Source organism: Silicimonas algicola, assembly GCF_003970735.1.
GTDB lineage: Bacteria > Pseudomonadota > Alphaproteobacteria > Rhodobacterales > Rhodobacteraceae > Silicimonas > Silicimonas algicola.
Genome location: NZ_CP034588.1, coordinates 3,602,947 through 3,626,244, shown reverse-complemented (window position 1 = coordinate 3,626,244; position 23,298 = coordinate 3,602,947). Strand labels below are relative to the sequence as shown.

Annotated in this window: 21 protein-coding genes and 1 tRNA gene; 13 read left to right on the top strand and 9 right to left on the bottom strand. The window is 65.6% G+C overall.

What is annotated here, in order from left to right:
• Window positions 1–37: 37 nt before the first annotated feature.
• Together EF888_RS17840 and uvrB are read right to left on the bottom strand one after the other, a co-directional pair.
• On the bottom strand, window positions 38–682 hold the full coding sequence (locus EF888_RS17840; RefSeq protein ID WP_126918611.1) for a hypothetical protein: 645 nt from the start codon (window positions 680–682) through the stop codon (window positions 38–40).
• Between the two features lie 7 nt (window positions 683–689).
• Window positions 690–2,885 carry an excinuclease ABC subunit UvrB gene (uvrB, locus tag EF888_RS17835; protein ID WP_206508545.1) on the bottom strand — a complete coding sequence of 732 codons (2,196 nt, stop codon included), beginning with the start codon at window positions 2,883–2,885 and terminating at the stop codon, window positions 690–692.
• A 372-nt stretch (window positions 2,886–3,257) separates the two neighbouring features.
• On the opposite strand from uvrB, the gene EF888_RS17830 reads away from it, so the two are divergent.
• Both EF888_RS17830 and EF888_RS17825 read left to right on the top strand, forming a co-directional pair.
• Window positions 3,258–3,569, top strand: coding sequence for an ETC complex I subunit (locus EF888_RS17830; RefSeq protein ID WP_109759519.1), 312 nt, complete (start codon window positions 3,258–3,260; stop codon window positions 3,567–3,569).
• A gap of 102 nt (window positions 3,570–3,671) precedes the next feature.
• Complete coding sequence (locus EF888_RS17825; protein WP_109759520.1) at window positions 3,672–4,016, top strand: YegP family protein; 345 nt, start codon at window positions 3,672–3,674, stop codon at window positions 4,014–4,016.
• A 54-nt stretch (window positions 4,017–4,070) separates the two neighbouring features.
• Here the strand turns inward: EF888_RS17825 and EF888_RS17820 are convergent, their stop codons facing one another.
• Entirely contained in the window at window positions 4,071–4,664 is a 594-nt protein-coding gene (locus tag EF888_RS17820; RefSeq protein WP_109759521.1) for a TetR/AcrR family transcriptional regulator, read from the bottom strand.
• Between the two features lie 87 nt (window positions 4,665–4,751).
• Between EF888_RS17820 and EF888_RS17815 the strand changes: the two genes are divergently transcribed.
• A tRNA-Arg gene (locus EF888_RS17815) sits at window positions 4,752–4,828 on the top strand.
• A gap of 205 nt (window positions 4,829–5,033) precedes the next feature.
• Here the strand turns inward: EF888_RS17815 and EF888_RS17810 are convergent.
• Window positions 5,034–5,369 (bottom strand): EF-hand domain-containing protein, encoded by a 336-nt coding sequence (locus EF888_RS17810; RefSeq protein WP_206508359.1) that lies wholly within the window; start codon window positions 5,367–5,369, stop codon window positions 5,034–5,036.
• 267 nt (window positions 5,370–5,636) lie between these two features.
• On the opposite strand from EF888_RS17810, the gene EF888_RS17805 reads away from it, so the two are divergent.
• Both EF888_RS17805 and EF888_RS17800 read left to right on the top strand, forming a co-directional pair.
• Window positions 5,637–6,815 carry a PDZ domain-containing protein gene (locus EF888_RS17805; RefSeq protein ID WP_109759522.1) on the top strand — a complete coding sequence of 393 codons (1,179 nt, stop codon included), beginning with the start codon at window positions 5,637–5,639 and terminating at the stop codon, window positions 6,813–6,815.
• A gap of 18 nt (window positions 6,816–6,833) precedes the next feature.
• Window positions 6,834–7,058 (top strand): PDZ domain-containing protein, encoded by a 225-nt coding sequence (locus EF888_RS17800; protein ID WP_109759523.1) that lies wholly within the window; start codon window positions 6,834–6,836, stop codon window positions 7,056–7,058.
• Between the two features lie 228 nt (window positions 7,059–7,286).
• Here EF888_RS17800 and EF888_RS17795 read toward each other — a convergent pair whose 3' ends face one another.
• Window positions 7,287–8,606: a pilus assembly protein TadG-related protein gene (locus EF888_RS17795; protein WP_109759524.1), complete on the bottom strand. Its 1,320-nt coding sequence runs from the start codon at window positions 8,604–8,606 to the stop codon at window positions 7,287–7,289.
• A 3-nt stretch (window positions 8,607–8,609) separates the two neighbouring features.
• Window positions 8,610–9,047 (bottom strand): TadE/TadG family type IV pilus assembly protein, encoded by a 438-nt coding sequence (locus EF888_RS17790; protein WP_164721750.1) that lies wholly within the window; start codon window positions 9,045–9,047, stop codon window positions 8,610–8,612.
• A gap of 357 nt (window positions 9,048–9,404) precedes the next feature.
• Here EF888_RS17790 and EF888_RS17785 point away from each other — a divergent pair, with 357 nt between their 5' ends.
• From EF888_RS17785 to EF888_RS17775, 3 genes are read left to right on the top strand one after another with little or no spacing between them, the layout of a single operon-like run.
• Window positions 9,405–9,941 carry a PepSY domain-containing protein gene (locus EF888_RS17785; protein WP_109759526.1) on the top strand — a complete coding sequence of 179 codons (537 nt, stop codon included), beginning with the start codon at window positions 9,405–9,407 and terminating at the stop codon, window positions 9,939–9,941.
• A 52-nt stretch (window positions 9,942–9,993) separates the two neighbouring features.
• Complete coding sequence (locus EF888_RS17780; protein ID WP_109759527.1) at window positions 9,994–10,653, top strand: response regulator; 660 nt, start codon at window positions 9,994–9,996, stop codon at window positions 10,651–10,653.
• On the top strand, window positions 10,653–12,017 hold the full coding sequence (locus EF888_RS17775) for an ATP-binding protein (RefSeq protein ID WP_109759528.1): 1,365 nt from the start codon (window positions 10,653–10,655) through the stop codon (window positions 12,015–12,017). Before EF888_RS17780 ends, EF888_RS17775 begins: the two co-directional genes overlap by 1 nt.
• Window positions 12,018–12,216: 199 nt before the next feature.
• Here EF888_RS17775 and EF888_RS17770 read toward each other — a convergent pair whose 3' ends face one another.
• Window positions 12,217–12,510, bottom strand: a complete 294-nt coding sequence (locus EF888_RS17770; RefSeq protein WP_109759529.1) for a DUF1330 domain-containing protein — start codon at window positions 12,508–12,510, stop codon at window positions 12,217–12,219.
• A gap of 261 nt (window positions 12,511–12,771) precedes the next feature.
• Here EF888_RS17770 and EF888_RS17765 point away from each other — a divergent pair, with 261 nt between their 5' ends.
• From EF888_RS17765 to EF888_RS17745, 5 genes are read left to right on the top strand one after another with little or no spacing between them, the layout of a single operon-like run.
• On the top strand, window positions 12,772–13,983 hold the full coding sequence (locus EF888_RS17765) for a glycosyltransferase family 4 protein (RefSeq protein ID WP_109759530.1): 1,212 nt from the start codon (window positions 12,772–12,774) through the stop codon (window positions 13,981–13,983).
• A gap of 48 nt (window positions 13,984–14,031) precedes the next feature.
• Window positions 14,032–16,116, top strand: a complete 2,085-nt coding sequence (locus tag EF888_RS17760) for a calcium-binding protein (RefSeq protein WP_164721749.1) — start codon at window positions 14,032–14,034, stop codon at window positions 16,114–16,116.
• Window positions 16,113–18,665 (top strand): class I SAM-dependent methyltransferase, encoded by a 2,553-nt coding sequence (locus EF888_RS17755; protein WP_164721748.1) that lies wholly within the window; start codon window positions 16,113–16,115, stop codon window positions 18,663–18,665. The genes EF888_RS17760 and EF888_RS17755 overlap by 4 nt, the downstream gene beginning before the upstream one ends.
• Window positions 18,649–19,671, top strand: a complete 1,023-nt coding sequence (locus tag EF888_RS17750) for a hypothetical protein (protein ID WP_109759533.1) — start codon at window positions 18,649–18,651, stop codon at window positions 19,669–19,671. Before EF888_RS17755 ends, EF888_RS17750 begins: the two co-directional genes overlap by 17 nt.
• A complete protein-coding gene (locus tag EF888_RS17745; protein ID WP_109759534.1) occupies window positions 19,668–20,810 on the top strand; it encodes a hypothetical protein in 1,143 nt (380 codons plus the stop codon). The genes EF888_RS17750 and EF888_RS17745 overlap by 4 nt, the downstream gene beginning before the upstream one ends.
• Here EF888_RS17745 and EF888_RS17740 read toward each other — a convergent pair.
• On the bottom strand, window positions 20,800–22,263 hold the full coding sequence (locus EF888_RS17740; protein ID WP_109759535.1) for a glycosyltransferase: 1,464 nt from the start codon (window positions 22,261–22,263) through the stop codon (window positions 20,800–20,802). The genes EF888_RS17745 and EF888_RS17740 overlap by 11 nt on opposite strands.
• 117 nt (window positions 22,264–22,380) lie before the next feature.
• Window positions 22,381–23,235 carry a glycosyltransferase family 2 protein gene (locus EF888_RS17735; RefSeq protein ID WP_109759536.1) on the bottom strand — a complete coding sequence of 285 codons (855 nt, stop codon included), beginning with the start codon at window positions 23,233–23,235 and terminating at the stop codon, window positions 22,381–22,383.
• Window positions 23,236–23,298: the final 63 nt, after the last annotated feature.

Sequence of the window (23,298 nt, the reverse complement as noted above, 5' to 3'; positions counted from 1 at the left end):
CATAGTACTGGTGCGCAATCAGTGATGGCGATGCAAGCTAAGCCCGCTTAATCGGATGATGAGAAAGAACGAAATCTTTAGTAGCATGACCGTAGGTTTTCGCTAAGATCTCGTCTAGGCACTCACAAAGGCAAAACAAATGAACATAGTGTAAACGAACAATCTTGTGATCCTTCTGGGCCGCAATGCTCTGGTAGAGATAGCGCCAGACACTATAGCTCTCACCGGTATCTTTTAGTATTCGTTCAAGATTAAGAAATTCACCTTTCGATCTGCTTGGATCTGTGGACGCAAGTTCCTTCACCTGCTCGTCTCGCAGTTTTTTACTATGGCTTACTACAACTGATAAAGAAACTGGATGCGTTCTGCGCCCGATCCTGTCGTTGAACCGCTCCTGCAATAAACTTCTGTTATCGGGCGCTATTCTTCGATAATGACTCCAAACATTGTGATGGCTTGGAGCGTTTTTTCGATCAATGGCTGCATTTCTTATGTACAGTTCTGTGCTGAATATCAAATTGCTTGCAGCAAATGCGATCCTATCGCTTACTGCCGCGAAGCTAATTTCCAACTCTTGGGGGTCGGTCGGGAGAAAGTCTGCAGCCGCGTCGTAATATCGTCTTGCGATCGCAAGGCCTAGTGAGAAGTCAACGTGTCTTTCCTGAACGCTGCCTCTTCCCATGACTAACCTACCTCCCCCTCCGCTTCACGTTCCCGCCCCTCTGTCCGGCCCTCCCGGCCTTGCTGCGCCCGCTCGCCTTCTGCGCGCTCTCGACGGCCTCCTCGACCGCCGACTGGCGCGCGAGGGGATCGTCAGACACCACGAGGTCCACCGTCTCGAGGCGCCTGACCTCGTCGCGCAGGCGCGCGGCTTCCTCGAACTCGAGGTTCTCGGCCGCCTTGCGCATGGCGTCGCGGAGGCCGTCGAGGTGGGCGCGGAGGTTGGAGCCGACGACGGTCTTGCCGACCTTGGCCGTCACGCGGCTCATGTCGGTGTCGCCCTTGTAGAGACCGGCGAGGACGTCCTCGACGTTCTTCTTGACCGTGGAGGGGGTGATGCCGTGCTCGACGTTGTAGGCGTGCTGCTTCTCGCGCCGGCGGTTGGTTTCGGCCAGCGCGCGTTCCATCGAGCCGGTCATGCGGTCGGCGTAGAGGATGACGCGGCCCTCGGCGTTGCGCGCGGCGCGGCCGATGGTCTGGACGAGAGAGGTCTCGGAGCGGAGGAAGCCTTCCTTGTCGGCGTCGAGGATCGCCACCAGCCCGCATTCGGGGATGTCGAGGCCTTCGCGCAGGAGGTTGATGCCGATGAGCACGTCGAAGGCACCGAGGCGAAGGTCGCGGAGGATCTCGATGCGTTCGAGGGTGTCGATGTCCGAGTGCATGTAGCGGACCTTGATACCCTGCTCGTGCAGGTACTCGGTCAGATCTTCGGCCATGCGTTTCGTGAGCGTGGTGACGAGGGTGCGGAAGCCGCGGAGGGTGACCTTGCGGATCTCGTCGAGGAGGTCGTCGACCTGCATGGAGACGGGCCGGATCTCGACCTCGGGGTCGACGAGGCCGGTGGGGCGGATGACCTGTTCGGTGAAGACGCCGCCGGTCTGCTCCAGTTCCCAGGCCTGGGGGGTGGCGGAGACGAAGACGGACTGGGGGCGCATGGCGTCCCATTCCTCGAACTTCAGCGGACGGTTGTCGGTGCAGGAGGGCAGGCGGAAGCCGTGCTCGGACAGCGTGGCCTTGCGGCGGAAGTCGCCCCGGTACATGCCGCCGATCTGGGGGACGCTGACGTGGCTTTCGTCGGCGAAGACGATGGCGGTGTCAGGAATGAATTCGAAGAGCGTGGGGGGAGGCTCGCCCGGTGCGCGGCCGGTGAGGTAGCGGGAGTAGTTCTCGATCCCGTTGCAGGAGCCGGTGGCCTCCATCATCTCGAGGTCGAAGTTGGTGCGCTGTTCCAGCCGCTGCGCCTCGAGCAGCTTGCCCTCGTCGACGAACTGCGCGAGGCGGGTCTTGAGCTCGGCCTTGATGCCGCGGATCGCCTGCTGGAGCGTCGGGCGCGGCGTGACGTAGTGCGAGTTGGCGTAGACGCGGACGCGGTCGAATTCTCCCGTTTTCGCGCCGGTGAGAGGGTCGAACTCGACGATGCTTTCCAGCTCGTCGCCGAAGAAGGACAGGCGCCAGGCGCTGTCCTCGAGGTGGGCGGGCCAGAGCTCGATCACGTCGCCGCGGACGCGGAAGGTGCCGCGGTGGAAGGACTGGTCGTTGCGGCGGTACTGCTGGGCGACGAGGTCGGCGATGACCTTGCGGGGGTCGTAATTGCGGCCCTTGTGCAGGTCGAGCGTCATGGCGCCATAGGTCTCCACCGAGCCGATGCCGTAGATGCACGAGACGGAGGCGACGATGATGACGTCGTCGCGTTCCAGAAGCGCCCGGGTGGCCGAGTGGCGCATCCGGTCGATCTGCTCGTTGATCTGGGATTCCTTCTCGATGTAGGTGTCCGAGCGCGCGACGTAGGCCTCGGGCTGGTAGTAGTCGTAGTAGCTGACGAAGTACTCGACCGCGTTGTCCGGGAAGAAGCCCTTGAACTCGCCGTAGAGCTGGGCCGCGAGCGTCTTGTTGGGGGCGAGGATGATGGCCGGGCGCTGCGTCTCTTCGATGACCTTGGCCATGGTGTAGGTCTTGCCGGTGCCCGTGGCGCCGAGGAGAACCTGGTTCTGCTCGCCCGCCTTCACGCCCGCGGACAGCTCGGCGATGGCAGTCGGCTGGTCGCCGGCCGGCAGGAAGTCGGTGCGCATGACGAAGCGGCGTCCGCCCTCGAGCTTTTCGCGCGAGCGGACATCGGGCGAGACGTGGTTCAGGACCGGCATCTGCTCGGGCGAGTTGTTGTGCATGATGTTCAAGACTCGGGGGTTTGCTGAGCCCTACATTTGTTCTCTTTCCGTCCCGGTTCAAGCTGTTCCCCTGACAGGGTGTGTCAGGAGCCGTGATTGGCGTGTGAGCGATGCGCCGGGGGCATGAAGGGTATGACCGCCAGGCGGGTGCGTTTTGGGCGGTCTGCACGCGAAACAACCTTAAGATGAATTAGGTGTTGATCGACCGCGTCAGGCGTGCAACAACGGACGTGCTAGCAGCAGATCGGCCCGCCGGCCGGACGTCGCGACCCACCCACCCCTCGCTCCTCGACGTCCGGCCGGCACTTTCATCCCGTGCTTGATCCCGGCGCCGTTTTCTCCGATAGCTTCGCCAACCAAGGGATCAACGCCATGACTGCTCGCATCTATCGCCCGGCCAGGTCCGCCATGTCCTCCGGCATCGCCAAGACGCGGATGTGGATTCTGGAATTCGTCAACGAGACCGGACGCGACATCGACCCGCTGATGGGCTGGACCTCGTCAGACGACACCAGCGCGCAGGTGCGGATGACGTTTCCGACGAAGGAAGCGGCGCTGGACTATGCCAAGGATCATGGGATCGACGCCGTGGTGATCGAGCCCAAGCCGCGCCGGCCGAACGTCCGTCCGCGCGGGTATGGCGAGAACTTCGCGACCGACCGGCGCAACGGCTGGACGCACTGAACCCGCTCATTCCGCCCCCTTCTCGCAAAAAAGAATTGTTTTGCGACGGCTCCCCTGCTTTCGTCTGGGCACCCATAGCCTATTCAGCAGAAAGAGGGACACATGGCGGGAAAGTTTGAAGTCTACAAGGACAAGAAGGGCGAGACGCGTTTCCGGCTGAAGGCCGGCAACGGGCAGATCATCCTCGCCAGCGAGGGCTACAAGCGGAAGTCGAGCTGCATGAACGGCGTCGAGTCCGTCCGCAAGAACTCGCAGATCGACGCGCGGTTCGAGCGCAAGGAGACGAAGAACGGCAAGTTCTCGTTCAACCTTCGCGCCACGAACGGCCAGGTCATCGGCTCGTCCGAGACCTATGAGAGCGCCAGCGCGCGCGACAACGGCATCGCTTCGGTGGCGAAGAACGCCAGCGATGCCAAGGTCGAGGACATGACGGCCGCAATGGCCTGACCCGACCGCCTTCTTTCCTGACCGGCTCCGCAGGTGCGGGGCCTTTTTTTTTAGCTACGGCCGCGCGACGCGGGGGATGAGGAATTCGATCATCTCGTCGATGCGGTCCTCCGGGACGGCCGAGATGCGGTGCTCGGTTCCGAGGAGAACCATGCCGTGAACGGACGAGAAAAGCGCGCGGGTCATCAGGTCGATGCGGTCGGCAGGAGTCTCGGGGTGCAGGATGCGGAGGGGCGCGGCGATCAGCGCGAAGAGGCGCTGGAGTTCTTCGAGGTACCAGCGCGGCACGTCGCTGTCGGCGGTCATCTGAACGTCGAAGAGGGCGCGCCAGAGGCGCGGATTGCGCAGGGCGAAGCGCAGATAGCCTTTCGCCATCACGACCATGGTGCCCACGGGATCGGATGGACCCTGCCGCACGGCGTCGGACACCTCGGCCCCCATGCGGCCGAACGTGCGCCCGTTGACGGCGAGGACAAGCCCGGTGAGGTCGTCGAAGACGTTGTAAATGGCGCCGACCGCGCAGCCCGCCTTGTCGGCCAGCGCGCGAGCACGGAGCGAGGCGAGGCCGTTCGCGCGGATTTCGTCCTCGGCGATGTCGATCAGGCGGTCGCGAAGCTCGGCGCGGCGCTGGGTGGTGTCTCGGGCCATCGGGCCTCCTCTTGAACGCTGTTCACCACATAGCGCGACGCAACCGTCTTGCCAAGCCGACCGGCCCGCGACCATAAGTTCCCGAGCGGTCCCGTAGCTCAACAGGATAGAGCAGCTGACTTCTAATCAGCAGGTTGAGGGTTCGAGTCCTTCCGGGATCGCCATAAATTCGGGGATGAGGGATAACGCTCGCGGGGCCTCCGAGGAACCGAGAACAGCTCTTGCGGCCCATCGCGCGCGCTATCGAAACCAGGTTCGCCTCGAGGTGCTCAACGGGTCCGGGCGCCGACGGCGTCGGCGCCCGGCCACTCGTGGTGGCTGGAGCGAAAACAGTCAGGCACGCGCCCGCCTGTGCCGCCCGGGGGATAGTCAGACGTCCCAGAAGCCGCCGTCGCCGATGTCGTCGCCGGCGTCACCGAATTCCGGCTCTTCGATCACGCCGCTGTCGTCAGCGTCGTAGGAGCTGTAGATGCCGGTATGAAACTCATCCTCGGTCAGCATGCCGTCGCCGTCTTCGTCCCAGGCTTCGTAAGGGCTTTCATCGCCGAACGTGTTGCCCCAGCCCTCGGTAAACTCTTCCTGATTTACCGCGCCGTCGCCGTCGGCGTCCCAGCCGCCGAAGTCTTCCTGTGCCATCACGGGCGTCGCTGCAAACGCGGCGAGAATGGCTCCGATACCGGCGAGTTTCTTCAGTTCCATATTCATAAAGTCTCTCCTTTTGGTCTGCGGCGGCCTGTGCCGCCAGTGACCCTTCAACAGGGGAACGCAGCAGGTGTTTCCCGATTATTGCTCACGACCTTGTTAAGAGAGGCCGCAGACGACCGCGCACCAAGCCCTTCATCCGCCACCGGCGGAATGGACCCTCAGGCACGCTTCGACCGGTAGCGGAGACGTGAGGCTGACGGCCCGAAAGTCCGGAACGTCCGGCAGGTTGCCCTGTTGAAATACTGCAATCGGACAAAGGAGATCGAGATGAAGATGCTGAACCCGAACATGTGCAGCGCGGCCGTCGTCGCGCTCCTGAGCCTTCCCTTCGCGAGTGGAAGCGTCCTGGCGCAGCAGGCCGGCCAAACGGATCAATCCGCGACGCCGTCGCCCAACGCTCAACAGCCTTTTCGGTCGGAGTCAGGCGGAGTGCAGCAGGATGACCTCGTGGCCACCGTCGGCGATGCCGAGATCCGCGGTTCCGACCTGAGGACGATCATCGGGATGCTACCGCCGCAGTTGCAATCGCAGCCGCCGCAGATGCTGGTGCCGCTTGCGCTGGAACAGCTGATCCTCCGGGAACTGATCCTCGAGGAAGCCCGCAGCCAGAACCTCGCCGACGATCCCGAAGTTGTCGCCCTTGTCGAGAACTCCGCGCAGACTGTCGAGGAGGATGCGATGGTGCAGGTCTGGCTCGACCGGGAGACAAGGGGAGCTGTCACCGAGGAGGCGGTCCAGCGCACGTATGAGACCATTCAGCCGCGAGGCGGAGCGGCCGTGCCACCGCTGGAACAACTGCGCCCTCAGATCGAACAACACCTGCGTCAGCAAGCGGCTCAGGAGATCCGAAACAGGCTCCGCCAAGGTGCGGAGATCGTCCTCTACGGCCCGGGCGGACAACCGGTCTCGGAGACGCGGAGCGGGTCAGGGCAAGAGCAGCTTAGCGGAACGCAGAGCAGCAGCGGGTCGGCAGACGCCACCGGCACGACCGCCGAGCAGAGCCAGCCGCAGAAGCAGGCGGGTGTAGAGGCGACGGAAAAGGCGCCATCCGCGGGAGGCTGGGTCGGTGTGCAGATCCAGGACGTCACACCGCAGATCGCGCGCTCTCTTGGCTATCCTGACGCGAAAGGAGCGCTCGTGGCCGCGGTCGAACCCGGAAGCCCCGCCGCCAGGGAGGGCATCGAGCCCGGTTCGATCATTACCGCTGTAGATGACACCCGGATCGATGGGGCACGTGATCTCGCCTCGGCGATCTCGGGGCACGGAGAGGGGGAGCAGGTGACGCTCACTCTTCGGACGGGCGCGGAAGAGACCCGGCAGATCGCCGTGACTATCGGCAATCGCCCCTCGCGCGACGAGGTCGGCGGTGATGCGGATCAGGCCGAGGCGGCGCGGCCACGGCTTGGCATCGCGGTCGCAAGCCTCTCTCCCGGAATGAGGGACTAGCAGGGTCTCCCGGCGGATATCGAGGGCCTGATCGTCTCGCGCGTCGAGCAAGGTAGTCCGGCCGCGGAGGCGGACATCGCCGACGGCGACGTCATCGTGTCGGCGGACCGGACAGCGGTCACGAGTGTCGAACAACTCCGAGAGGCTGCGGCGACGGCCGCGGAAGAGGACCGTCCCCTGCTCCTCCGCGTCTACAAGGACGGCGCCTACAGCTATGTCCCCGTGGAGCTGGACTCGGTCTGACGGTCATGTCGACACCAGACCCGTTGTAGCGAGGCAGAGGCGCTGGGAAGCCTCCGCGCTTGTCCCAGCCCTCCGCTTCCACTCTCGTAAGACCCGAGACCGCCCGCATGGCGGCGATGGGCTTGAGCCGACACCTGTCGAAGTAGCGCCCGAAGTTCCGAATTCCGAGGCCCATCGTCGGCTCTGTGATGACCTTGAGTCCGCCGTTCACGCAATCGATATCCGGGATCATGCCGCCAGACGGAAGTACCAGGCGTAGAAGTTGTTCTCCATGCCGGCGCCTCCACAGAAGCCAATCGTCGACTCCGTGGTGCCGTGAATCGTGCCTCCTGAGACAAGAGAGACGCCGCGGATCGTGCCGGCATTCGAGGTGAAGGCGATGTCCTTCGCCGCAATGACCTGGCCATTGTGGAACTCGACGCCCATTGCAAACTTGACTCCACCTCGGGTCACGATCTGCGCATCCCCTCCGTCCGCGCAATTGTCGACTTTGCCGAGGCGGAACCCCTCGGCCGCAGAGATGGCGTATCCCGCTGTCGGGTTCTCACTGGCGATCACAGCATCCTCGAAGGCGACATTCTCGGGGAAGTTGAGCTGGCAATCGGTCACGAGGATACCCCTGCGCATGGTAGAGCCTGCCGCCGCCATCGCCTTCTGCGTTGAATTCGCGCAGTCCAGGACGTGGATACGCCCTTCAACCCATTGTGTATCGATCTTCTGGTTTCGATCCATGAACACGGGGGTATCGGAGGTGATGTAGCTTCGGTAGTGCGGCGAGGTCTTGTCCTGGACGCCTGCTATTATCTCCGCGACGCGCTGCAGGATCCGAAGCTCGTAGGATCCGTCCCGCAATGCAGGCTCCAGCCCCACATTGCAGTCGAATCCCTCCGAAGGGAGGACGAGGTCGCGCTTGTCAGGCATCGAGACGATAACGTCGTCCTGGTACTCGTTGTCGCAGTTCAATTCGACGAACGAGTTCGAGTGTATGCAGAACCCCGAGGTGTAGAGATTGCTGCTGGTGACGTCGACCGGCCCTTCTGCGACGAAGCCTTCGCGGAAGCATGTCGGGATGTAGGTCTCGAAGACGGACTGGCTGACAACATCCATGTGGTTCATGCCGATAAACCGCAGGAAGTAGGTGCCGACCGAGTTCTGTCGGGCCGCCAGCCGCTGCGTGTTGACCAGTACGGCGTCATCAGCCCCAGGTGAGGGCGTGAAGACCTGCGATGCTGCGTCCCAGGTGCCGAACTGGATGTCGGCTTCCGTGATCGTCGACCCAAAGTAGGAGGGCGGAAGGCTGCCGTTCGCGATATCGATGGCCACGCCTTTCGCAACGCCCTCGTCGACGGTTGTCTCACGGACGACAAGGGCTGCGTGAGCCGCGGAGTCGGCAGCTACCTGCAGGTGCGTTCGAGCCATGACGACATTGGAAACATCGATCGCCAGGCCTCCAACGATGATGATCGTAATGGCCAGCAGGACCCCGAAGGAGGTCATTGCGCCGTCGGTGCGGCGGCCAAACTCGGTGATCTTGGAACGGACAACCATCGCTCACGCCTCCCAGTTCTCGAGCATGTGGTCCGCGCTCACGGTCACCTTGAGATTCAGAAGGCTGGAGAAGAAACCGAGCGCCTGGAGTTGCGCGGCGTCGTACTGAACTCGGGTGTGAACGACCCCGGCGGTTACAGTCGACGTGACATCGGCAGTGACGTTGAGCGCGGCCAGCGTGTTCTCGATGTAGGCCTCGGCTCCGGCCTCGCCGTCAAGCCGGCCGATCGACAGGTTGCGGTTTCCATCCTGGATCACGCGCAGAACCTTCGATTGGCCGAAAAAGATCAGGGACGTGTCGACCATCAGTCCGAAAAGCGCGATGAAGATCGGCATCCACAGGACGGATTCCACCGACGCGGTGCCGTCTTCGCGGCGTGCGAACCGTCTTACCCTGTCGAAAACGTTGTGGCTGGAAGGGGCCGAGTTCGTGACGGACATCCATCTTCTCCTTTTGACGTCACTGCCTTGGAACAGCCCCTTCCAGTGGCACATGCGACTCGTGACGAAGCGACGGCTTCAAAGAACTCGTACGATACGGTGGCAGCCGGAGGCGGAGTTTTCGTTGGGACCTAGACCCTCCGGCGCCGACCAAACTCTTAACCTTTCGTAGTTAAACCCACGATGAACGATGAAATATAAAGCAATAACAGCCGATTAGATGGACCTGTGGGCTGCGCGCGGAACGGTTCACGCTGTGGCGTCCGTTCGGCCACACTCCATAAATGGAACGCTTTCTGCCTGATTCCTGACGCGCGTTCATGCTGGGTTCATCTCGAAGATCGTAAGAAGGCTTCAATGAAACGCTTCATGCTCCTTGTCGCCGTTCTTGCTGGCGTCCCCTGCTCTGCGGCGATGGCCGAAATGCGGGAGATGGGACAGAACGAGTTGCGCGCGAGCGTGCAATCGGGTGTTGCGATCGGACTCTCGGAAGCATGGGCCATGACCAAGGCCCGCCTCGACGGCGATCTTGTCGATGTTCGCGCTTTCGCCGACGACAAGATCTACTACCGCATCATTGCCAAGCGTCCTGACGGGCAGCTTGTGGCGGTCATCATCGATGCTCGCGTCGGCCGGCTTCTGAGTAGCAAGTCCTCGAAGGCGAAAGAGGTCATGGCGGCGAGCAAGAACGCGGCGGCTGCAAGCGACGGAGATCTGCCGAGCACCCAGGCTGGCGGCGGAATGAGCAACTCGGCCGCAGGCGTCATTGGCGGCGGCTCTCCTGCCGAAACCCACAACTCCGGAGGAACCGGAAGAGGCGGCAGCTCCGGAGGCGGAAACTCGGGGGGCGGTAACTCGGGAGGCGGCAATTCCGGTGACAGGGGCCGTCCCTGAGGTCGGGATCGCCTGACATTCTTTGGTCAAATTTGACCTGTAGCCGACTCCAATGAGAATTCTTCTGGCCGAAGACGATGCGGTGCTCAGTGCCCAGATAAAGGGCGCCCTCTGCGAGGAGGGACGGGCGGTCGACACGGCCAGCACCGGGGAAGAGGCGCTCTATCTTGGCGCCAACGAGCCCTACGACGTCGTGATCCTGGACATCGGACTGCCGGAGCGAGACGGCATCTCCGTCCTGAAGAGCTGGCGACAGGACAAGATAGACACGCCGGTGCTGATCCTGACCGCGCGAAACAGTTGGTCGGATCGCGTGGATGGACTTGATGCCGGGGCCGACGACTACCTGAGCAAACCCTTCCACCTGCCAGAACTTTCCGCACGCGTTCGAGCCATGCTTCGCCGTCGCGCAGGCGTTGCCAGTCCGGTGTTCGAGAAAGGGCCCGTGACGCTGGACACGAGGACCAACAGGGTCACCGTGAACGGCGAGACCGTCAGCCTGACGGCAGGCGAACTTGCCGTCTTGTCGTACCTTTTTCACAGGGCCGGGCGAAACGTCTCGCGCACCGAACTGTCCGAGCACATCTACGAGTACGATGGAGACAAGGACTCCAATACGATCGCCGTCTTCGTCAATCGGCTTCGCAACAAACTCGGCAGGGACATGATCGTCACATCCCGTGGTCACGGGTACATGATCGAAGTCGACTGATGCGCTCCCTACAGCGGCGCGCAATCGTCGGCGGGCTTGTATGGGCCCTGGTTGTCCTCTTCACGGGCACATTTGCACTGTTCTCGGTCTTCGACGGCATGGCCGCCCAGCGTTTCCAGGAGGCTCTCCGCGACAGGCACCTGCAGGTCGTCGCAGCATTGTCGAATACGAACTCGCCGAATGAAATCGGACCTTTCCTCACCGATCCGGCCTATAGCCGGCCTTATTCGGGGCGCTATTGGCAAGTCGAGGGACCCGGCGGGTTCTTTGCCTCGAGGTCGCTTTTTGACGCCACGCTGACGATGCCGCTCGGCACAGCTGACGAACCCTCGCTCTGGCAAGGCAGGGGCCCAAATGGCCCGGTGCGAGGAGTGAGCCAGAAGATTCTGCTCGGGGACGGCTCCGAGTGGGTCGTGTCGGTCGCAGAAACTCTTGCCGCGTTCGAGACCGATCGGCAGGAGATGCGCAAGAACGTGGGTTTCTCCTTCGGTTTCGTCGGTCTGTTCGTCATTCTCGGGGCCGTGGCGCTCGTCTCCAACGTGGTGCAGCCGATCAGGCAGTTGCAGCGTGACGTCACCGAACGCTGGGTGGCCGGCGAGGCGATCGAACCGGACAAGTATCCCAGCGAGGTCGCCCCCCTGGTCGCGGACGTCAACGAACTGCTTCGAAAGAACCGCGAGATCGTGGCGCGCGGGCGGCGGCAGGTTGCAGACCTCGCGCACGCCCTGAAAACGCCGTCCGCCGCGCTGAGAAATGAACTCATCACGCTGTCGCGCAGCGCCAACGCTTCCGATGCCCTTCATGCACTGGATCGCATCGATGCGCAGATCGTCCGCTCGCTTGCGCGGCTGACAGCGATAAACGCTGCCCAAACCGCTCACGCTCGGACAGACGTGACGAACTCGTTGCGGCGCCTCGAGCGGCTCTTCAAAGCCGCGCCAGAGGGAGATGGCGTAGACCTCTCGGTCAGCACTTGCACCGCATCCTGCATCTCTGTCGAGCAGCAGGATTTTGAAGAGATGCTCGGCAATGTCATGGAAAACGCGATCAAATGGTGCCGGTCGCGCGTCGTTATTTCGGTCAGCGACGAGGGAAGTGACGTCAGAATACGTGTTGAAGACGATGGCCCGGGCATAGAGCCGCAACTTCGACTTGAGGCACTCAAGCCGGGGGGACGCCTCGACCTAGCCAAGCCGGGAACCGGTCTTGGCCTTTCCATCACGCAGGAATTGGCCGATGCCTACGGCGGCTCTGTGACTCTCGGATCATCCGACGCCTTGGGAGGCCTGGCCGTTGATCTAGTGCTTCCCGGCCGAAGAAGCGCGACGCTAACCAAGAGCAAAAGGCACCAGTCCGCAGTTTAGCGACGCCCGTTGAAGTCGTGTAAAGGCCCCGGCTCGAGCATCGGTTCACGCGCCGTCGTCGGCCCGAACCTGCCCTTCACCCTGCAGCCCACGTCGCGTGCGGCTTTCCGGAAGCGGTCGTTGCGCGCGCCATTTCGCACCAGCACGCAGCATCGCCCTGCCCCTGAACGGCCGCAGGGCGGCAGAGGCGGACGGAGACCTAATCGAGCGCGTCGACAAGAATGGAGTCGAGGGTCGAACCAGACCGCCGCAGGGTGGCGAGAGTCTGAAACTCCTTCGAATTCCAGAATGCCTCAGCATGTGCTCGGTCAGGGAACTCGAGTATGAAGGCGGCGTCAGGCGCCGGGCTGTCTCCCTCCGTGCGTGTCGGGTCGCCGCCGCGCACGACGAACTTGCCCACGTGCCGGGTCACCAACTCGGGGATCCTGGCGAAGTATTCTTCCATCCAGTCCCGGCTGTGAATTTCCATCTGCCCCATGATGAATGCCGTCATTGTGACTTCCTCCGCACAAAGGGGGAAATTCTGAGATGGTCAACGTCTGGTCGGACGCGAAGCGAGTGGGATGGGAGGATAAACCGACGCGGCTGCAAAGGTCTACCGTAGGATTGGACCGCCGGAGGAGCGGCCCGCCCGGTGGACAAGGTCCAAAGCCGTCGCTAGGGGTCGAGTCCTCGGACTGGCCAAGGCAGCCCGCGTCATCCCGGGCTTCTCTCTGGGGGTTCGCGTGTCGCACTTTTCGAGTACACCCGCCGCATGAGGATCCTCTTCGTCCACCAGAATTGCCCGGGGCAGTTCCGGCACATCGCGCCCGCGCTTGCCGCCGAGGGGCACGAGGTGGTGTTCATCGGGCAGAAGGACAAACAGACGCCGGCGGGCGTGAAGCGGCTGGAGTACGAGCCGCACCGCGCGGTGACGCCAAAGGTCCATCCCTATCTCGCCGGGACCGAGGCGGCGGTACTGAACGGACAGGCGGTCGCGCGGGTCGCCTTCACCCTCAAGGGTCAGGGCTGGAGCCCTGACGCGATGATCGGCAACCCGGGCTGGGGCGAGACGCTGTTTCTCAAGGACGTCTGGCCCGACCGGCCCCTGATCTCGCTGTCCGAGTTCTATTACAACGGGTCGGGGTCGGACGTGGGCTTCGATCCCGAATTCGCGACCGGGCCGGACGCGCTTTTGCGGGCGCGGGCGCGGAACGCGCAGCATCTTCTGGCCATCGACGCCGCCGACTTCGCCTATGCGCCGACGGAATGGCAGAAGGCGCAGTTCCCTGCAGCCTATCACGGCAAGATCCGGGTGATCCACGACGGGATCGACGTGGACCGCGTGCGGCCCGATCCCGGCGCTTCGTTCACGCTGCCGGACGGAACCACGCTGACACGAGGGGACGAGGTCCTGACCTACGTGTCGCGCAACCTCGAGCCCTATCGCGGCTTCCACAGCTTCATGCGGGCGCTGCCCCGCGTGCTGGAGGGCAGGCCCGAGGCGAGAGTGGTGATCGTGGGCGGCGACGAGGTGAGCTATGGCGCGCGCCCCAGGGGCGGCGGGTCGTGGCGCGACGCGATGCTGGCCGAAACAGGCCCGCTGCCCGAACGAGTGAGCTTCACGGGGCGCATCCCGTATAACGCCTACCTCGACCTCTTGCGGGTTTCGTCGGTACACCTCTACCTGACCTATCCCTTCGTTCTGTCGTGGTCGATGCTGGAGGCTATGGCGGCCGGCGCCTTCGTCCTCGGTTCGGCCACGCCACCGGTCGAGGAAGTGATCGAGGACGGCCGGAACGGGTGGCTGGTCGACTTCTTCGACACGGGCGCGATGGCGGACCGGATCGTCGCGGCCCTGGCGGCGCGCGACCGGGTGCAGGGCCTTCGGAATGCGGCGCGCGAAACGGTCGTGCGCCGCTATGCGCTGGCCCACTGCCTCCGCCAGCAGAAGGCGCTGATCGCGGAGGCGGTAACCCCGTCTTAACGAAGATTGGCGAGAACCCGGACCGGGCGTATGGGCACCGGCACGGGCATGAGCAACGACACTCTCAACGGCGGATCCGGCAACGACACGATCTTCGCGGGGATCGGCAACGACCTGATCTTCGGCGGGCCGGGAAACGACCTGATCTTCGACGGCGAGGGTGACGACACCGTCGACGGCGGCGCTGACGACGACACGATCTGGCTGGCGCCCGGGCTGACGGGCGGGTCGGATTCGGTCGACGGCGGTCTCGGGATCGATACGGTGGTCGAGGATCTGCGCGGAATGGCGTCGCGTGTCTTCTCGGTGTCCGTCAACCTCGCGACCGGGCTTCGCTATGTCGTCGAACAGCCGACGGTCGGTGTCGATACCTTGGCGGGGATCGAGAACTACACGCTTCTGGGCGACATCTCGGTCACTATGACGGGCAGTAGCTCCGCCAACCGCCTTCTCTCCGGCGACGGCGACGACAGCCTGTCCGGTGCGGCCGGCGACGACCGGCTGGAGGCGGGGACGGGCAACGACACCCTCAACGGCGGCTCCGGCGCGGACACGCTGGCGGGCGGCGACGGCAACGACCTGATCCTCGTCGATTCCGCGCTGGACGTGGTCGAGGGCGGTGCCGGCAGCGACCGTGTGCTGGTCTCCTCCGCGCAGGGGCTGTCGATCAGCCTCGCCGCATGGACGGGGGTCGAGCGTGTCGATGGCGGCACGGGCGACGATACGATCAACGCCGCAGGATACGGCATCGCGCTGAAGATGCTCGGGCAGGACGGGAACGACAGCCTCACCGGCGGCGACGAAGAGGACACGCTTGAGGGCGGTGCGGGCGACGACACGCTCATCGGCGGGGCGAAACGAGATTTTCTTTTCGGAAATGCCGGCGCCGACCGGATGGAGGGCGGGCAGGGCAACGACTATTTCTATGTGGACGATGCGGGCGACGTGGTCATCGGCGGAGCCGATTTCGACCGCGCGACGCTGGTCGCCTCGAGCCTCAATGTCGACCTGGCGACATGGAGCGGGGTCGAGCGGGTCGATGGAAGCGCGGGCGCGGACCGCATCGACGCGTCGAGCGTGACGACCGCGATCCGGCTTCAGGGCGGCGACGGCGGCGACACGCTGATCGGTGGGTCGGGCAACGACCAGGTCTTCGGCGGCGCGGGCAACGACAGCCTGTCGGGCGGCGGCGGCGTCGATGTCCTGGTCGGCGACGCGGGCGCGGACACGATGGACGGCGGCGCGGGCGACGACGTGTTCTTCGTCTCGCAGGACGGCGACGTGGTCATCGGGGGTGACGGTCTGGACCGTGCGCGGATAGAGGCGGGAATCGCGTCGATCTCGCTGACCCTGACCGGGTGGAGCGGGGTGGAACGGCTGACGCTGACCGGCGGCAACGACACCCTCGATGGCTCATCCCTGTCGTCGGGCATGTCGATCAACGCGGGCGCGGGCCACGACCTCGTGACGGGCACGGGCGGGGCGGACCTGCTGTTCGGAAATGCGGGCGACGACACGCTGCGCGGCGGCGGCGGCAACGACAACATCTGGGGCGACGCAGGCGCGGATGTGTTCGAGGGCGGCGCGGGCGACGACTGGTTCTATCTCGCCGATGCCACCGACCGCGTCGCGGACGGCGGGAGCGGCTATGACCGCGTCGTCATCATCAAGGCCGGGCTGACGCTGACCGTCGACGGCACCTGGGCAGGGATCGAGCGGATCGACGGCGCGGGCGGGTCCGAAACGGTCGACGCCTCGGGCCAGACCGGTTCCTTGTTCCTCTGGGCCAACGGGGGTCACGACGCCTTCACGGGCGGGATGGGGAACGACACGATCTTCGGCAACGATGGCAACGACACCCTGTCGGGCGGACCGGGGGGCGACGACGTCCTCCTCGGCGGCGCGGGCGCAGATCGCTTCGTCTTTTCGGACGGGACAGGGACGGACCGCATCAATGACTTCCAGCAGGGCCTCGACGTGATCGACCTGTCGGGCGTCGCAGGCCTGTCCGGCATCGGAGACCTGACGATCGCCACGGGCGGCTCGACAACCATCGGCGCGGGGGACGAGACCATCATCCTCGCCGGCTTTACCGGCACGCTCGACCTCTCCGACTTCGACTTCGGGCTGTGACGGTGCTGTCGCGGTTCCTCGACGGCGGTCTGCGTGTCCTCGACCAAGAGCGTCTGGTCCGCACCTCGGGCTTCTGGGACGCCGCCTGGTACGCAAGCCGCTATCCCGAGGCGGGGGGAGAGGCCCGCGCGCTGTCGCATTTCCTGCGCGTGGGCGCGGCGAGGGGCCACGATCCCGGTCCGGCGTTCTGCACGTCAGCCTATCTCGACGCCTATCCCGATGTCCGCGAGGCGGGGATCAACGCCTTGCTGCATTACCTTCGCTTCGGCCGGCAGGAAGGCCGCGTCGCGCGCGATGCCCACGGGCGCCAGACGGGCACGGCCGAAGCGCTTGGCAGCGAAGCGCTGGAACGGGTCCGGCAGGCCTTCGACGAGGACTTCTACCGCGCCGCCAACCCGGACCTGAGGGAGGCGGACGCCTTCGCGCATTTCATGGGGCCGGGCTGGTACCAGCGGCGCGACCCGGCGCCATGGTTCGCGACCGAGCCCTATCTGAGGGCCCACGCCGACGTGGCGGAGGCAGGGCTGAACCCCTTCGCGCACTACGTCCTGACGGGCTGTGGCGAAGGCCGCCGGATCTTCGCCTCGACGGTCCGGAGACATGCTGCGGGCGAGCCCTGCGTCCGCCCCAGGCTCGCCGCCGTCGCGATGGTGCGAAACGAGGCCGATATCCTGCGCAGCTTCGCGTCGCATCTGCTGGCGCTCTTCGACGACATCGTGATCGTCGATCATCGCTCTGACGACGGGTCGGAGGCGTTTCTCGCGGACCTCGCGCTGCGGAACCGCCGGGTCGAGGTCCTGACGCTGGACGAGCCGTCCTACATCCAGTCGGTCACCATGACTCACGTCGTCCGCGACCGTCCTCAGATCCGCGCTGCCGACTGGGTTTTCCTGCTGGACGCCGACGAATTCCTGCCCTTCGCGACGCGCGCCGATTTCGAACGCGCGCTTGCTCCCTTCACCGGTTGTCCCGCGATCTCGATGCGCTGGCGGAACCTTATCCCAGAGACCTACTGGGAGGGTGAGGCCGACCTGTCGTCCGGCATCAGCGTCCTTGTCCCGCCCGCCCCCAGCCAGTTCCGCAAGATCGCGTTCCAGCCATCGCGCGTGGCGCTCGACAGGACCGTCGTCGCACAGGGCAACCATGCACTGGTCGAGACGCTGAACGGTGTCGAAGTGCCGGTGTTCGACGCCGATTTTCCGCTTCTTCATGTCCCGGTGCGGTCGGTCGAGCAGATCCTGCTGAAACTGAGCCAGGGCGTGGCGGCCTATCGCCGGATCGGGCGTCGCCGCGATGCGGGCCAGGGGACGCACTGGATGCAGATGCACCAGGCGATCACCGGCGCCAGCCTGACGCCCGCGCATCTGAACGCGCTGGCGGACAGGTACAGCGAGGAAAAACCGACGCTGGTCTCGTTGACGCAGGCCGAGCTTCTGGCTGAGGGGTTCCGCGTCGAGACCCTGACGGTTGCGCAGGCCGACCTCTCCGATCACCCCCCTGTGCGGCGCCGCGGATTGGCCGAGACGCTGATGTCTCTTCACGCGATCGACGACAGGGACGTCGCGACCGAAGATCGACCGGGCGCGACTTGTCTAAGGACCGAAGGTTCGCGGCTCGTGCGAGCGTCCGACCAGGCTGAATACAGCCGTCTGCCCGACCTTCCGGCATTGCGCGCGGTGCTGGAGGCCGACGCGCTGGGAGCCCTTCTGCGGCCGTCCTACGACAACATCGCGGACCTCGTGCCCGACGACTGGTCAGGGCACGTCCCGTTCATGTTCGCGCTGGTCGGCCTTCTGCGTCCGCGCCGCTTCGTCGAGGTGGGCACGATGCGCGGAACGAGCTTCTTTGCGGCCATGCAGGCGATGACGACGCTGGGCGAGGACGCAGGGGCCGTCGCGGTGTCGACCTGGGCCGTCGAACCCCAGCGCGAGGCCGACTTCGCGGGCGCGTACGAGGATTTCGTCTACCTCGCGCGCAAATATGCCGACCGCGCCGCGATCCTGCGCATGGCGCCCGAGACGGCTCTGCACCGTTTCGACGACGGCTCGATCGACCTTCTGCACCTCGACGGCCTGCGCGGGTTGGAGCCAGCGCGTAGGGCGCTGGACGCCTGGTGGCCCAAACTGTCCGACCGCGGCGTGATGCTGATCCACGACATCGCCGCGCACGAAGCGGGTTTCGGCGTCTGGCGGCTGTGGGAAGAGATCAAGGGCCGCGCTCCGACGCTGGAGTTCCGGCACGCGCAGGGTCTCGGCGCGGTGCTGGCGGGCAAGGCGCCGCCGCCCGCGCTTCTCTCGGTCGCGCGCGCCGCCGCGGATCCGTCGGTCGCCGTTCTGCTGGCCGAGCATTTCCAGCGGATGGGGGAGCTTTCGGCCGAGCTTTTCTCGCGCCGCTACGACATGGCGCAGGCCGAGATGCGCGGAGCGGCGCTTGGCGCTCGCGCCGAAGAAACAAGTTGGCTGCGCCAGGAGCTGGACAGCGCGCGGGCCGAAATCGAGGAGCTGCGCGGGCTCTTGCGGGGAGGGCTCATCGGTGTCGCGGGCGAATAGGGCAGAGGTCACCCTTCACATCGGCGGCGCGAAATGCGGCAGCTCGGCGATACAGGCGTTCCTGAAGCAGAACGCCGCGGCGCTGGCCGAGAGGGGCGTCCTGGTGCCGGGCAAGGCGCTCGACTTCGTGTCGGAGGTGACGGGCGAACAGATCTGGGCCTTCGAGGACGGCGTCGCAGGCGGGATCGAGACGCCCGGCCTTCCCAGTCGGATCGAAGCGCTTCTGTCGGACGCGGACAAAAGGGGCGCGGCCCGCGTGATCCTCTCGGCCGAGAACATGTGCAACCACCCGGGCCTGGCGCCCCTGCTCGCCCGCGTCACGCAGGAGCGCCTTGTGCGGATTGTGTTCTACGTGCGCCGGCAGGACGACTTCTTGCTGTCGAGTTGGCAGCAGTGGTACCTGAAGCTTTACGACACCCTCGAAGCCTTTCTCGCCGACCGGGTCGGCCGCGTGGCCTGCTGGTACAACATGATCCTGCCTTGGGCGGAAGCCTTCGGGGACGACCGGATTACCGTGCGCCCCTTCGTGCGCGACCGACTTGCGGGCCACGACATCGTGACCGATTTCCTGGACGTCACCGGCCTGTCGGCCGAGGGTCTGAAGCCTTTGGCACGGGCGGCGAACCCGTCGTTCGACGAGGCGCTCGCGCGCCTGGCGCACCGTGCCCGGGACCTGTTCGGCGGCCAGCACGACAATCGCTTCTACGAGGTGATGGTGCGGCTTCTCGGGAGCCGTGCGCTGAAGCAGGGGTCGGCCTCGTCGCTTCTGGACCTAGATACCCGGCACCGCATCCTGTCGCGCTATGCCGAGGACAACGAAGCCCTTCGGGCGCGTTTCCTGCCTGACGCGCCTGGCCCCCTGTTCGCGCCGCCGCGCGTGCCCGATGTCAGGGTCGAAAGCGAGGCGAAACAGAGGTCGGACGAGATCGCGATGCTGACCCGCGCCGTTTTCCACATGGCGGAGAAGATCGAACGGCTGGAGGCCGCGCGCCGGAGCGGATCGTGATCGCGGCCCGTACCAGGCCGCGGGGCGTTGTGCCGGACGAGGTGCCGATCGACCGCGATCATCTCATGCGGCAAGTAACGGGGACGCCTGCGGACCTCGCTTCGCACTACCTGTCGCATGGTCTGGCGCAGCGTCTGGATCCGACGCCCTTCTTCGCAACTGACTGGTATGCCTGGCAGAACCCGGACTGGACCTCGCACGCGGCACCTTACCTGCATTACCTTGACCGGGGCAGGGCGGAAGGCCGCGATCCGTCGCCCTTTGTCGACATGAGGCGATACCTCGATGCGACGGGCCTTTCCGATCCGACGCGGGCCTACGAGATGATCCTCGCCGGGCTGCGCGGCCCTTCGCTTGGCGTCTACGACGGTCCGGACGATCTGCGTCGCCGGCAGAGCGCATTTCTTGACGCGATTTCGCCTCTGGCGCACCGCATGAGGCCGCCCGCGACGCCGAAGCGCGCGCTCGTCGTCCTTCAAGCCGGGGCGGGCGCCGTGGCGCGCGACTGGTCGGGAGAAGGGCGGACCTGGGACCTTCTGGTCAACTACTATGATGCACGAGGCTTTCGGCCGGGGTTCGGGGACATGGCGATGTTCCAGAAGGGCACGAAGTTCACCGCCATGTGGATGTTCTGGAGACGCTATCGGTCCTGTCTTTCGCCCTACGAGCATGTCCTCTTCCTGGACGACGACGTGTCGGTCGGGGTCGATGAGCTGAACGCGCTCTTCGAGGCGTGCCGGGTGCACGTGCTCGACCTCGCCCAGATGACCCTGACACCCCAGTCGTCATGCAACTGGCCCCAGCTTTTCGCCTGCGAGGGGCAGCGTGGCCCGCGCGAGGTGACGGCGGTCGAGATCATGATGCCCGTCGTCTCGCATCGCGCGCTGGAGTGGATCTCGCCCACCTTCGACGCCTCGGTGTCGGGCTTCGGGCTCGACCTGGCCTGGGGGCGGATCGTGAGGGACAGGGGCGGGCGCGTCGCCGTCCTCGACGATGTGCGGGCGACGCACGAGCGTCCCGTCGACCAGTCGGGCGGATCCTACTACAGCTATCTCCGCCGCCACGGAATCAACGCGAAGGCCGAGCTCTGGACGACGATCCAGGCGCATGGCGCGGACCGCGACGTCCTCAGCCTTTGAGCCCCGGCAGGCAGGTCGACAGCGCGGCGAGAAGCGCGTCTGCATCGCCAGGTGATCCGTCCACGACGATGCCGTTCGGCGCATGGCGCAGGGCTTCGGCCTGCGCGCCCAGCCCGAAGCAGAGGACGGGAAGCCCGGTCGCAAGGGCCTCGTGCGTCGAGAAGGAGAAGGTCTCGGGGCAGACCGAGGGGATGACCCATGCGCCGATGTCATAAGCACGGGCCAAAGCGCCAATCCGTGCGCGCTCGTAGCGGCCGTGGACGAGGTGCGGTCGTGGCAGGCGAAACTGGCCGTCCATCTCGCCCAGGACCACGATGCGCGGTCCTTGAGGCAGGCGGCGGGCGAGGGCTTCCAGCACACGCGCGCCCTTGGCGAGGTTGATGCCGCCCAGGACGCCGATGGCCCCGCCGCCCGCAGGCAGGCGCTGGGGCAGGCCGCACAGCCGATGCGGCACGATCTCGGTGCGACGTGCGGCGCCCGGATAGGCCTGATCGAACAGTCGCGCGGTCGAGGTCGAATAGGCGACGATGCGGTCGGCACGCGCGACGACGGGACGCCAGAGCCTTTGCCAGTCGGCAAGCGACAGGTGCGGTCGGCCTTCCAGTTTCGGGCAACTGTGCGCCGGATCGAGACTGGTCTCGGGCGGCAGGCCGCGGTGGACGCCATCACTGTCAAGAAGGTTCCACGACGGGCTGACGGGGAAAAAGTCGTGCAGGCGCAACTCGAGGATGTCGCCCCGTCGGGTCAGACACGACAGGAGGCGCGGGACAGAGGCCGGATCCGACGCGCCGACGCCGCAGGAGTAAACCACGCGACGGCGCGCGAGGGGGGCGAGGAGAGCCTCGACGGCCTCTGACGTCCCGGCATCCGCGCGTTCGATCCGGTCGGCGCGGTGCATCTCGACCCGCCACCCGGATCCAAGACCCGCACGCAGGACCAGCGCACCCGGACCGTCGACCAGAGCCTGCGCCACCTCGTCGGACAGGGCGCGGTCGGCTCCGCCCCCGAAGGCGTGTCCGAGGAAGACCGGCACCGGAGCCGATGACGCGTGATCGAGCCATGCCATCGACACCGCCATCCGGTGCAGGGCGACGGGATCGGCGGCGCTCCAGTCCCGCACCGCGGCGTCGTAGTCCGGCCAGCGCGATGAAATCACGAGTCCGGCGGCGCGGATGCGTCTTTGCTTTTCCTCGGACCCGAAGCTCGCGCCGCCCCTGTGACCGACGACAAGGTTCAGGGCCGCGACGTTTCGCCCGCCCGCCGCGCGCGCTCGACGGCACCAGTCGACCTCTTCGCCGTATCCCCGCCCGAAGGCCGGGTCGAACAGCCCGACGCTGTCGAGAAAGCGCCGGTTCATCGCCATGCAGAACCCGACGCCCGTCGGCACCTCGCATGAGGCGTGACGGGATGCGATGCGCCGCGCCGCGCCGTCCATCGCTTCGATCAGGGACACGTCTGGCTCGGTGACGACGCCCGGGGCGGGGACGGTCAGGATTTCGGCGTTCGTCGACAGGGGCGTGACGCTTGCGACCTGGGGTTCGGCCTCGATCGGGGCGAGGAGGCGCGGCAGTCAGTCGGGCGGCGGAATCGTGTCGCTGTTCAGGAGGACGGCGTGGCCTGTGCCGGTCGCCGTCGCGTGGGACAGACCGGCGTTGGCGGCGGCGACGAACCCGTAGCTTCGGTCGTGACGGAGAACAGCGAGCCGGTCTCCGAGGACGGCGCCGAGTTCGGCGAGGAGACGCGCGATGCGCGGGTCGGTCGACCCGTCATCGACCACGACGACCCGCGCGTCGGCGGGAAGCGAGGAGGGCAGCACGGCGACGAGGCGCGCCAGGTCCTCCGCCGCATCGTGGACGGGGATCACGACCACTGGGCAGCGCGCGATCGGATAGGTGCGGTCGTCCCCCTTAAAGAAGTCGGTGGGAAACGCCGGGACCTGTATCGCGTCGGACATCAGCCCGAACCTGTGACGCAAGCGAGCCGAAGCCGTCGGGTCGCCCGTCCCGAGGAAACGGACCAAGGCGCGCCATTCGCGAGCGACCTCGACAAGGGCTTCTGGCAGCGCGCGGAGGAGAGCAGAGAGTTCGTGGAGCCGGCTTGGCGCTGTCAGGACGTGGCAGGCCAGGCCGTCCCCCGCCCGCACGAAGAGGTTCGCCCGACGCGCCGGGCGCACGAGGTCCAGAACGAAGCTTCCGGGCCCCGCCGGAAGCGGCACGCGGTCATCGAACCCCAGGCCCAGATCAGCGCTGTGCGTCCAGCCGCGCACGACCACGCTGCGCCGCCGCCACGTCACCTCGCCGATGACACCTACAGCCCCCTGCAACGGCAGAGGCCCCTGTCGAGCGAGCGTCGCACGGCGGTCGAGCAGGCATGCCATGACCCGGCACGACATCCGGGGAATCGAGCGGAGGCGTCTCAGCTGCATCCCCAAGCTTCTGGCGCGGATGAGTTAAGGCATCGTTCATCACGGCCCGAGGCGAGGATCGCC